We start from the raw sequence: 11,263 nt of genomic DNA on the forward strand, positions 1-11,263 counted from the left end.
CCAACGGCAAAACACGGGGAACGCTGTGGCGGAGAGTGATAACATCGTCGTCGAGACCGCGGAGAAGATCTTCGCCGATCTTGCCGATCCGCAAACCATCAACAACGACAAGAAGGATTCCTGGCAGGCGCCGCTGTGGCGGGCGCTGAGCGAAGCCGGCCTGCCATTGTCCTGGGTGCCCGATGATCTCGGCGGCTCCGGCGCGAGCCTTGCCGACGGCTTTGCGCTGCTGAACGCCGCCGGCCGTTTCGCCGTCGCGGTGCCGCTGGCCGAGACCATGCTGGCCGGCTGGCTGCTGGCGCAAGCGAAGATCGCATCGCCCGAGGGCGAGATGACGGTGCTGCCGGCCTCGCCGAAGGACCGCATCACCCTCGATGCCGATGGCTCGCTTTCCGGCCGCGCCCGCGGCGTGCCCTTTGCGAAAGCGGCAAAGCATTTTGCGGTGCTGGCGCACGGCAAGGATGGCGTCTCGATCGCGCTGGTCGATGCCGGCAAGGTTCGGATCGAGTCCGGCCTCAATGTCGGCTACGACCACAGCGACACCGTGACGCTCGACAAGGTCCAGCCCGTCGCGCGCAAGGCCGCGCCCAGGGAGTTTGACCAGACCACGATGATGCTGATGGGCGGCGTTGCGCGCAGCCTGCAGATCGCCGGTGCGCTGGAATCGATGCTCGACATCTCCGTGCGCTATTCCAACGAGCGCGTCGCCTTCGAGAAGAAGATCTCGAAATTCCAGGCCGTGCAGCACAATCTGGCGCGTCTCGCCGGCGAATCCGCCGCGGCTCTTGCGGCTGCGACCTCGGCCGCCGACGCCATCGCGAATGCGACGCGCTTCGACGACGAGGTCTATCTCGAAGCTGCCTCGGCAAAGATCCGCTGCGCGGAAGCCGCGGAAAAGGGCGGCGCCATCGCGCATCAAGTGCACGGCGCCATCGGCTTCACCCTCGAGCACATCCTGCACCGCTATTCGCTGCGGGCGCTGGCCTGGCGCGACGACTTCGGCTCGGAGAGCCACTGGGCCGTCGAACTCGGCAAGCTGGTCGCGACCAGAGGCGCCGACGAATTGTGGCCGCTCGTGGCGTCGCGCTGATCAGGGAGAGAAACACATGACCGCTGCACTCCGTTTCGATCCGATCCGCCTGCCCGAGAAGTGCGAGCAGCTGCGCAAGGAAGTGCGCGCCTTCCTCGCCGAAGAGATCGCCGCCGGCACCTTCGATCCGCACAAGCCCAATCGCGAGGACACCGACGCGCCCGAATTTTCCCGACGGGTCGGCGCCAAGGGCTGGCTGGGGATGACCTGGCCGAAGAAATATGGCGGCCAGGAGCGTTCCTTCCTCGAACGCTACGTGGTGACCGAGGAGATGCGCGTCGCCAACGCGCCGACGCGGCGCTTCTTCGTGGCCGACCGCCAGAGCGGACCGGTGCTGCTGAAATACGCGCCCGAGCACATCAAGATGGACATCCTGCCGCGGATCTGTCGCGGCGAGATCTGCTTTGCGATCGGCATGAGCGAGCCGAATTCCGGCTCCGACCTGTTCGCGGCAAAGACGCGCGCGACCAAGACCGATGGCGGCTATCTGATCAACGGCACCAAGATCTGGACCTCGTCGGCGCACATCGCCGACTACATGATCGCGATCTTCCGGACGTCGCAGCCGACCAAGGAAAACCGCCGTCACGGCCTGACGCAATTCCTGGTGAAGATGAAGCAGCCGGGCATCAAGGTGAACCCGATCGGCCAGATCACCGGCCAGTACGAGTTCAACGAGGTCGTCTTCACCGACTTCTTCGTGCCCGATGACCACGTGCTCGGCGAAGTCGACGGCGCCTGGAAGCAGGCGACGAGCGAGCTCGCCTATGAGCGTTCGGGCCCCGAGCGTTTCCTCGAGACCTATTACGTGCTGACCGAGCTCGTTCGCGCGGTCGGCCCGAACCCGGATACGCGCAGCGCCGAAGGCATCGGGCGCCTGGTCGCGCAGCTCCACACCATGCGGCGCATGTCGGTCTCGGTCGCCGGCATGCTGCAGGCCGGCAAGGAGCCGGTGGTCGAGGCCTCCATCGTCAAGGACATCGGCACGGTCTGGGAACAGCAGCTTCCCCACCGCGTGCGCGACCTTGCTGCTTTCGTCGAGGAGACCGCGACCAACCGCGAGACCTTGGAGCGGCAGCTCGACTTCGCCATCAAGACCGCGCCGAAGCTCACCATCCAGGGCGGCACCACCGAGGTGCTGCGCGGCATCATCGCCCGCGGACTTGGTTTGCGCTAATCATCAAAGGATCATCATGACCACATACAAGGACATCGGCGTCGAGAAGGTCGGGCACGTCGGCACCATCGAGATCCGCCGCCCGCCGCTGAACTTCTTCGACATCTCGCTGATCAACCAGATCGCGGATGCGCTCGACGAATTCGACCGCGACATCGAGATCCGCGCCTCGGTGCTCTCGGCCCAGGGCAAGGCGTTCTGCGCCGGCGCCAATTTCGGCGATCCGGCACGGCAGGCGCAGGAGGCGCGCGAGGCAGAGAAGAAGGGCGACCCCGCCGACAATCTCGGGCCGATCAACCATCTCTACATCCAGGCCGTGCGCATCTTCCGCGCCAAGAAGCCGATTGTTGCCGCCGTGCAGGGTGCCGCCATCGGCGGCGGATTGGGCCTCGCGGTCTCCGCCGATTTCCGCGTCACCTGCCCCGAAGCGCGTTTCTCCGCGAATTTTACGAAACTCGGCTTCCATCCCGGCTTCGGCCTGACGACGACGCTGCCGGAGCTGATCGGCAAGAACAATGCCGAGCTGATGTTCTACACCAGCCGCCGCGTCACCGGCGAGGAAGCCGTGAAATGGGGCCTCGCCAACGAGCTGGTGCCGCAGGACCAGGTCAAGGCGGCCGCGATGAAGCTCGCCGGCGAAATCGCCGAATGCTCGCCGCTCGGCCTGCTCTCCACCCGCGCGACGATGCGCGCCGGATTGGCCGATCGCGTCATGGCCGCGACCAATCACGAGCTCGCCGAGCAGACCCGGCTGCGCGCGACGGAGGATTTCAAGGAAGGCGTGAAGGCCACGGAAGAACGTCGCGCGGCGAATTTCAAGGGGCGATGATCACGGCGGCGCTAGCCGTATCACTCCACAGCGACCACAACCTCCCCTGTCATCCCCGCGAACGCGGGGATCCATAACCACAGGGAGAAGTTGTGGCGCAAGCTGGTCACTCCGCGTCTTGGCCAAACCGCTCCCTGTGGCTATGGGTCCCGGATCTGCGCGCGCTTAGGGCGCGCTTGTCCGGGACGACAGCGGCGGCTTTAGCGGCTTACTTCCTTCCCACCACCAGCGCATCGACGATCGTCACGCCCTGCCCCTCGGCGTGCACCAGCACCGGGTTGAGCTCGATCTCCGCGATCTCCTTTCCCTCCCGCGCGGCGAGCGCGGAGATATCGGCGATCAACTGTGCCAGAGCCGCAACGTCCGCCTTCGCCGCCCCGCGAAATCCATTCAGCAGCGGCGCCGCCTTCAGGCTCGCCAGCATCGCGCCCGCCGCCTCCGCGTCGACCGGCACGGGGCGGTAGACGACGTCGCGGAACAGCTCGGTGGTGATGCCGCCGAGACCCACCATCACCATGGGACCGAACGTCTCATCCAGCATCGTGCCGACGATGATCTCGACACCGCGCTTCGCCATCGGGCCCACCAGCACGCCTTGAATGGTCGCCTCAGGCCGGTGCCGGCGCGCATTGTCCAGCAGCGCCTCGAATGCCAGAAACACCTCGCCCTTGGTGGTGATGTTGACGCGCACGCCGCCAACTTCGCTCTTATGGGCGATATCAGGCGACTGGATCTTCATCGCCAGGGGAAAGCCGACGCGGGCGACCGCCTCGTCGAGCTCGCTCTTGTCTCTCACCAGCACCTCATCCGGCAGTGCAATGCCGGCGGTGCGGAGCAACGACTTGCTGTCGGCCTCGGACAGGACCGCCGATTTCAGATGTACAGAAAGGTCGCGTGCCGGCAGCCGCGTTTCGTCCACGGGCTTCGGCAGACTGAACTTGGCGAAGTCGACGAGCCGACGCATCGCGACGCCGACATGGGTGAGGCCCGAGAGTACCACGACGCCGGATTTGGCGAGCTCACGGCGCGCGAAGTCGGACGGCACCGTGTAGGAATAGAACACCACCGGCTTGTGCTGTGCCGATAGCACCGGCGTCAGTTTCTCTTCCTTGAAGGGCCTGCGCACCTCGCTCGACAGCGACAGCACCACCAGGATCGCATCGACCTCGTCCGAGGCGGCGAGGACGTCGACGCTCTTCTGCAAGCCGCCGGAGGTGACGCCTTGCGCGGTGACGTCGATCGGGTTGCGCGCCGTGCCATAGGACGGCATCAACTGCTTGATCCCAACCTGGACCTTTTCGGACAGCTCCGGCACCTGCAAGCCTTGCAGCGCCACCGTATCGGCACCCCAGATGCCGGCACCGCCGGAAACGGTGACGACGGCAACGCGATCGCCCTTCGGCAGCGGATTGCTGGCAAGCACCGCGGCGATCGTCAGCGCTTCGTCCAGGTCGTTGGAGACGATGAAGCCGTATTTCGCGAACACCGCGTCATAGGCGGCCGACCAGCCGGCCATGCTCGCGGTATGCGAGGCCGCCGCGCGCTGGCCTGCGCCGGAGCGTCCAACCTTTGTCACGATCACCGGCTTCTTCATCTCCGCAGCGCGCCGGGCGGCGACCAGAAATTTGTCGACGTCGCGGATGCCTTCGATGAACAGCAGGATCACCTCGGTCGAGGAATCCTGCACCATGTAATCCAGGAACTCGCCGGCGCCGAGATCGGATTCATTGCCGGCGCTGACGACATAGCTGACAGCGATTCCGAGGGCCCGCGCCCGGTGATAATAGGCAAAGCCGATGCCGCCGCTCTGCGCGACGATGCCGATCCGCTTTTTGGTGGCGACAAGCGGCACTACACTTGGCTTGACATCGACCGCCGGACTGAACGTCGCCGCCACGCGCTGCACCTGGCTGAAGAAGCCCTCGGCATTCGGCCCGGATATCCGCATGCCGGTGCGCCTCGCCAGCGCCGCGATCGCATCCTGCATCGCCGCGCTGTCGCCGCCCTCCTCGGCGAAGCCGGAGGAGATGATCACGGCATTCTTGACGCCGGCGGCGGCGCATTGCTCGAGCGCGGACAGGACGGCACGGGCCGGGATGATGATGACGGCGAGGTCGATGGGCGCGCCGATGTCGCCGATCGATCTGTAGCAGGCCAGCCCGTCGATATCCGCGTAGTTCGGGTTCACCGGATAGATCTTTCCGGGATATTCGTTCTTGCGCAGCATGGACAAGAGCCGCCCCGGGATCTTCTCGTGATCGCGCGAGGCGCCGATCAGCGCGATGCTGGCGGGCGCGAAGAAGCTGTCGAGCGGATGTGGCATGGCGGATGTGTCCTTCTTCGCAGAGACGTGCTCTCTCTCGCCGTCATCCTGAGGTGCGAGGCATGGGATGCAACGCGTCCCATGAGAAGCCTCGAAGGATGAACGGCCCCGCCGGTGGCCGTCGCCCTTCGGGGCTCGCCGAAGAGGCGAGCACCTCAGGGTGGCGGACAACGAGAAGACCATCAACCGACGCGGAACGTCACCCCACCCAACAGGAACTCGCTCCCGGCAACCGCAAGCCCCCTCGCCTTCGCGGCATGCAGCACGCTCGCCCGATCCGCCACCCGAAACTCGAGCGCGCTCATGATCTCGCTGGCGCCTTTCACGAAGCGGAAGGTCGCATTGGGCAGCTTCAGCTCGGCACCTTCAGGCGCAACGCCGATGATCTTGCCCCAGTGCTCGGCCAGGCCTTGCGGATCAGGGCTCTGCATCTCCACGTCCGTCAGCGCCTGCGTCACATCCTTGCGGATGAACTTTTGCCAGTCCGGTCCTGCCGGCGGATAGGCGCCAAGAATGTCGTCGCTGCCTTCGGTGTGGTTGAACTCGATGAAGGCGGCACGGCAGTCGCGGGGGTGGAGCTGGACGCCATGATAGGGCGCATGATCGATGACGTTGGCGGTGCGCACGCCAAGCGCATTGGCGTTGCGGCCACGCTCGTCGGGATCATTGCAGCAGAAGATCGCCATGTAGCCACCGCGGCCGCCGGTCTTCTCGATGAAGCGGCCGGCCGTAGTACCGCCCTTGAAGGGTGCCACCACCTCCAGCATGATCGTGTCGACCGGGAGCAGCGCATTCTCCAGGCCGTATTTGGCGACATTGCCGTCGCGGTAGCACACGGCGAGGCCCATGATTTCCGCGATATCGGAGATGACGGGCGCGAGCTGCGGCGCAACCAGGCAGATCTGCCGCAACCGCATATAGGGCGCCATGGTCAGGCGCCCCTGAAGGTCGGCTTGCGCTTCTCGACGAAGGCCTTGGCGGCCTCCTTGTGGTCCTCGGTGTCGCCGCAGCGGGTGTGGTGGATCGCCTCGCCGTCGAAGCAATCCTCCAGCGCCAGATGCTCGGCATTGTTGATGTTGCGCTTGATGAAGCCGAGCGCGATCGACGGCCCCTGCGCCAGCGACAGTGCCAGCTCGTGGGCCGCGGCGTCGATCTCGGCGTCGGGCACGACCTTGGTCACCATGCCGATCGCATGCGCTTCCTTCGCGGTGAGCACCGGCGACATCAGATAGAGCTCGCGCGCCCGCGCGCTGCCGAGCAGCTGGGTGAGAAAATAGGTGCCGCCGTAATCGCCGGAGAAGCCGACCTTGGCAAAGGCCGTGGTGATCTTGCAGGATTCCGAGGCGATACGGAGATCGCAGGACAGCGCCATCGACAGGCCGGCGCCGGCCGCGGCGCCGTCGAGCTGCGCCACCACAGGCTTCGGCATCTGGTGCAGGATGCGCGAGACCTCCATGCCGCGGCGCAGATTCGCAAGCTTCTGCTCGAACGGCAGCGGCGCGCGGCCCGCGGCCATCGACTTGACGTCGCCGCCGACGCAGAACGAGCCACCAGCGCCCTTGAGCAGCACCGCGCGCACCTCCGCATCGTCAGCCGCCCGCCGTGCCGCTTCGACCAGCCCGGCCACCATCTCGGGGTTGAGCGCGTTCTTCCGCTCCGGCCGGTTCATCGTGATGGTGAGCAGCCCGCCTTCGAGCTTTTGCAGGACCATGTCGTTCATGGGGCGCCTCCCTCGTTGTTTCCTTCGTCATTCCGGGGCGCGCGAAGCGCGAGCCCGGAATCCATTTGTCGACGATCACTGCGGCCCGATGGATCCCGGGTTCGCGCTCATGCGCGCCCCGGGATGACGCTTCGCGTCATTTCTTCACCAGCGGGCAGCGCGACTGCTCCAGCGACTGGAACGCCTCGCTGCCGGGCACGGTGGCGAGCAGCTTGTAGTCGTCCCAGCGGGCCTTCGATTCCGACGGCTTCTTCACCTCGAACAGGTACATGTCGTGGATCATGCGGCCGTCCTCGCGGATCTTGCCACCCTTGGCGAAGAAGTCGTTGATCGGCGTCTCCTTCATCACCTTCATGACGGTCGCTGCATCGGTCGTGCCGGCCGCCTTCACCGCCTTCAGGTAATGCGTGACGGAGGAGTAGACGCCGGCCTGTGCCGAGGTCGGCGGCCGCTTCACGCGCTCCTGAAAGCGCTTCGAGAATGCGCGCGTGTCGTCGTTGAGGTCCCAGTAGAAGGCTTCCGCCAGCAGCAGGCCCTGCGCGGTCTCCAGACCGATCGAGTCGATGTCGGTGACGAAGGCGAGCAGCGGCGAGACCTTCTGGCCGCCCTTGGTGATGCCGAACTCGGCCGCCTGCTTGATCGCGTTGACTGTGTCGCCGCCGGCATTCGCAAGCCCGATCACCTTGGCCTTGGAGGCCTGGGCCTGGAGCAGGAACGAGGAGAAATCCGACGTGTTGAGCGGGTGGCGCACGCTGCCCAGCACCTTGCCGCCCGTCTTGATGACGACGGCACTGGTGTCCTTCTCCAGGTCCTGGCCGAAGGCGTAATCGGCGGTGAGGAAGAACCAGCTGTCGAGGCCAGACTTCACGGCCGCAAGGCCGGTCACATTGGCCTGGCCGTAGGTGTCGAACACGTAGTGGATGGTATAGGGACCGCAGGCCTCGTTGGTGAGACGGATCGAGCCCGGGCCGTTGAAGATAATGATCTTGTTGCGCGCTTTGGCGATCTCGCCGGCCGCAAGCGCAGTGGCGGAAGCCGCGACGTCGTAGATCATCTCGACGCCCTGGTTGTCGAGCATATCGCGGGCGATGTTGGCGGAGAGATCGGCCTTGTTTTGATGGTCGGCCGCCAGCACCTGGATCTTGCGCCCCAACACCTCGCCGCCGAAATCCTCCACCGCCATCTTGGCCGCGGTCTCGCTGCCGGGACCGGTGATGTCGGCATAGAGGCTCGACATGTCGAGGATGCCGCCGATCTTGAGAGGTGGCTTGTCCTGGGCCTGCGCGGTGGCGCTCGCACTGAGGGCAAACGCGGCGGCAAAAATGCCCGACAAAACAGTCTTCATGGAAAACGATCTCCCTTATCGCGCCGTACTCTGATGGCGGCTTGGTTGTTGCTCTTGGCAATCGTTATTGGCAATCGCTGTTGCCGCAATCATGCCGCATGCGCAAGAGCGCAGCAAGCGCGGGCTGCGATGCGCGTCCTGCGATTGCGTCATGTTTTCCGCAAAGCGGAATGGTGGAATGACGCAAGATCTTTCCGCGTCATTGCGAGCGTGTGACGTAACAGCAAATCCCCACACGCGCTGCCGTAGGGCGGGCAAAGGCGCGCTCTTCGCGCCGTGCCCACGACTTCGATTACGGCCACGAAGAGATCGTGGGCACGGCGCGTTGCGCCTTTGCCCACCCTACGAAGGCCCCTTCGTCGTTGGCATCGTTTGAGTTAAGATCGACGCACAACACAACCTTTCCGGGTCACGTGGCGCAACGGCTTCACCTCATCGTCGCATTCCTTCTCATCGCGGGTCGCACCGCGTTCGCGACGCCGTGCCAATTCGAAGCACAGGGCGAAGGCCGTGTCGCTGCCATCGTCGATGCCCGCAGCGTGCGTCTCGATGACGGCCGCGAAATCCGCCTCGCCGGAATCGAACCGACGGCGACCACGAAGCAGGCGCTGGCTGCGCTGCTCGCCGGCCGCGACGTCACACTCCGCGATAGCAACGACACGCCCGACCGCTACGGCCGGCAAGGCGCACTGGTGTTCATCGGCGAAAGCGACACCCCGGTGCAGGCCGTGCTGCTCGCCCAGGGCGACGCCATGGTCTCCGCCGAAATCACGGACAAGGACTGCGCGGCGGCCCTGATGACGTCGGAGGCCGAGGCGCGGCGCCAAAAAAAGGGCAGCTGGGCTGACCCGTCGGCCATAAAAAACGCGGAAAGTCCGGACGATATTTTGGCGGGGATCGGGCGCTTTGTGGTGGTCGAGGGTAAAGTCCTGTCGGTCCGGCAAGCTGGGGCAATGACCTACCTCAACTTCGGACGGAACTGGACACGTGGCTTTGCCGTGACTATTTCAAAGCGCACGCTGCCGGCGTTCGAAAGCGCTGGAATCACCCTTAAGTCATTGGAAAGTAAGCGTATTCGAGTCCGGGGCTGGGTCGAGGGAAGTACGGGGCCGCGGATTGATGTGCGGCTCGTGGGGCAGGTCGAGTTGCTGGGCGCAAACGAGCCGACAGGGGTAAGGCCTTAAATCAGGCCAGGCACGGGTTAAGCGACGTGAATGGGGTGCTAGAACGGCACGTACGGAATGAAGGCCGCCGCCTGCGGGCTGCGCCGGCCGCGCTTTGCCTCGTGCTGGGTACGGCCCTCGCCGGCTGTGGCGACATGGGCCGGTTCCAGGCCGCCGCGACCCCGCCGACCGTTGCGATGCCCAAGCCCAAGCCGGCCGTCGCGCAGACACCCGCCACCGAGAAGGAGCACGAGCGCATCCTGGCGAGCTATGGCGGCACCTATGACGATCCCAGGCTCGAATCACTCGTCAGCAAGACCGTCGACCGGCTGGTCGCTGCGTCCGACCGTCCCGATCAGGGCTACAAGGTCACCATCCTCAATTCCGGCGCCGTGAACGCCTTCGCGCTGCCGAACGGCCAGCTCTATGTCACGCGCGGACTTCTCGCGCTCGCCAGCGACACCTCGGAATTGTCCTCCGTGCTCAGCCACGAGATGGCCCATGTGCTGTCCAAGCACGCCGCGATGCGCGAGGACCAGGCGCGCCAGGCCGCGATCGTCACCCGCGTCGTCACCGACATGAGCAACGACCCCGACCTCACCGCGCTGGCGCTGGCCAAGACCAAGCTCACCATGGCGAGCTTTTCGCGCAAGCAGGAGTTCGAGGCCGACGGCATCGGCGTCGGCATTTCGGCCAAGGCGCATTTCGACCCCTACGGCGCGGCGCGTTTCCTCTCGGCGATGGAACGCAATGCCGAGCTGAAGGCCGGCAAGAGCTCGCTCGATCCGCGCGCGCAGGATTTCACCTCGTCGCATCCGGCGACCCCGGAGCGCGTGCAGAACGCGCAGACCATTGCGCGGCAATATACTGCGCCTGAAGGCGCCGAGCGCGACCGCGAGACCTATCTCGCTGCGATCGACAATCTCGTCTACGGCGAAGACCCCAGCGAAGGTTTCGTCCGCGGCCGCCGCTTCCTGCATCCGAAGCTGGGCTTCACTTTCCAGGCGCCGGACAATTTCACGCTCGACAACACCGCCCAGGCCGTGATCGGCGTGCGCGAGGGCGGCGCACAGGCGATGCGTTTCGACGTGGTGCGGGTGCCGGCCGAGCAGTCGCTCGGCGACTATCTCAATTCCGGCTGGATGGAGGGCGTCGAGAAGGCGTCCACCGAAGACATCACCATCAACGGCTTCCCGGCCGCGTCCGCCGCCGCCAAGGGCGACCAGTGGCAGTTCAAGGTCTATGCGCTGCGCTTCGGCAGCGACGTCTATCGCTTCATCTTCGCGGCCCGGCAGAAGTCGACCGAGAGCGAGCGCAATGCGCGCGAGACCGTCAATTCGTTCCGCCGCCTGACGCTGGACGAGATCCAGGCCGCGCGACCGCTGCGCATCAAGGTCATCACCGTGCAACCCGGCGACACCGTGGAATCGCTCTCCCACCGCATGGCCGGCGTCGATCATCCCGCCGAGCGTTTTCGCGTGCTGAACGGCCTCGATCGCACCGCGCAGGTGAAGGTGCGCGATCGCGTGAAGATCGTGGCGGATTGACGTGCGCTAAGCGCGCGTCATCCCGGGGCACGCTTAGCGTGAACCCGGGATCCAGAGCCACAAGCTTCG

General features: G+C 65.5%; 9 protein-coding genes. 5 read left to right on the forward strand and 4 right to left on the reverse strand.

The annotated features are described in order from the left end of the window. Positions 1-25 precede the first annotated feature (25 nt). Genes XI04_RS09620 through XI04_RS09630 form a run of 3 tightly spaced genes read left to right on the forward strand, consistent with a single transcriptional unit; the run spans position 26 to position 3,096 of the window. Positions 26-1,090: an acyl-CoA dehydrogenase family protein gene (locus tag XI04_RS09620; protein WP_152102048.1), complete on the forward strand. Its 1,065-nt coding sequence runs from the start codon at positions 26-28 to the stop codon at positions 1,088-1,090. 16 nt (positions 1,091-1,106) lie between these two features. Next, positions 1,107-2,267 (forward strand): acyl-CoA dehydrogenase family protein, encoded by a 1,161-nt coding sequence (locus XI04_RS09625; protein WP_018316466.1) that lies wholly within the window; start codon positions 1,107-1,109, stop codon positions 2,265-2,267. A gap of 16 nt (positions 2,268-2,283) precedes the next feature. Then, positions 2,284-3,096, forward strand: coding sequence for an enoyl-CoA hydratase/isomerase family protein (locus XI04_RS09630; RefSeq protein WP_028141827.1), 813 nt, complete (start codon positions 2,284-2,286; stop codon positions 3,094-3,096). A gap of 208 nt (positions 3,097-3,304) precedes the next feature. Here the strand turns inward: XI04_RS09630 and XI04_RS09635 are convergent, their stop codons facing one another. The 4 genes from XI04_RS09635 to XI04_RS09650 form a co-directional block, all read right to left on the reverse strand. Beyond that, complete coding sequence (locus tag XI04_RS09635) at positions 3,305-5,419, reverse strand: acetate--CoA ligase family protein (RefSeq protein ID WP_271609602.1); 2,115 nt, start codon at positions 5,417-5,419, stop codon at positions 3,305-3,307. A 182-nt stretch (positions 5,420-5,601) separates the two neighbouring features. Then, the gene (locus XI04_RS09640; protein ID WP_173015733.1) at positions 5,602-6,348 is read right to left on the reverse strand and encodes a hypothetical protein; all 747 of its coding nucleotides are present in this window, start codon (positions 6,346-6,348) and stop codon (positions 5,602-5,604) included. 2 nt (positions 6,349-6,350) lie between these two features. Next, on the reverse strand, positions 6,351-7,139 hold the full coding sequence (locus XI04_RS09645; protein WP_095425350.1) for an enoyl-CoA hydratase: 789 nt from the start codon (positions 7,137-7,139) through the stop codon (positions 6,351-6,353). A 136-nt stretch (positions 7,140-7,275) separates the two neighbouring features. Then, entirely contained in the window at positions 7,276-8,484 is a 1,209-nt protein-coding gene (locus tag XI04_RS09650) for an ABC transporter substrate-binding protein (RefSeq protein ID WP_028141831.1), read from the reverse strand. 413 nt (positions 8,485-8,897) lie between these two features. On the opposite strand from XI04_RS09650, the gene XI04_RS09655 reads away from it, so the two are divergent. Further along, positions 8,898-9,668 carry a thermonuclease family protein gene (locus tag XI04_RS09655; protein ID WP_370157264.1) on the forward strand — a complete coding sequence of 257 codons (771 nt, stop codon included), beginning with the start codon at positions 8,898-8,900 and terminating at the stop codon, positions 9,666-9,668. 134 nt (positions 9,669-9,802) lie between these two features. Then, positions 9,803-11,194: a M48 family metalloprotease gene (locus XI04_RS09660; RefSeq protein WP_240536542.1), complete on the forward strand. Its 1,392-nt coding sequence runs from the start codon at positions 9,803-9,805 to the stop codon at positions 11,192-11,194. Positions 11,195-11,263 lie beyond the last annotated feature (69 nt).

Origin of the sequence: Bradyrhizobium sp. CCBAU 11430, from assembly GCF_028128855.1 — a bacterium.
GTDB lineage: Bacteria > Pseudomonadota > Alphaproteobacteria > Rhizobiales > Xanthobacteraceae > Bradyrhizobium > Bradyrhizobium ottawaense.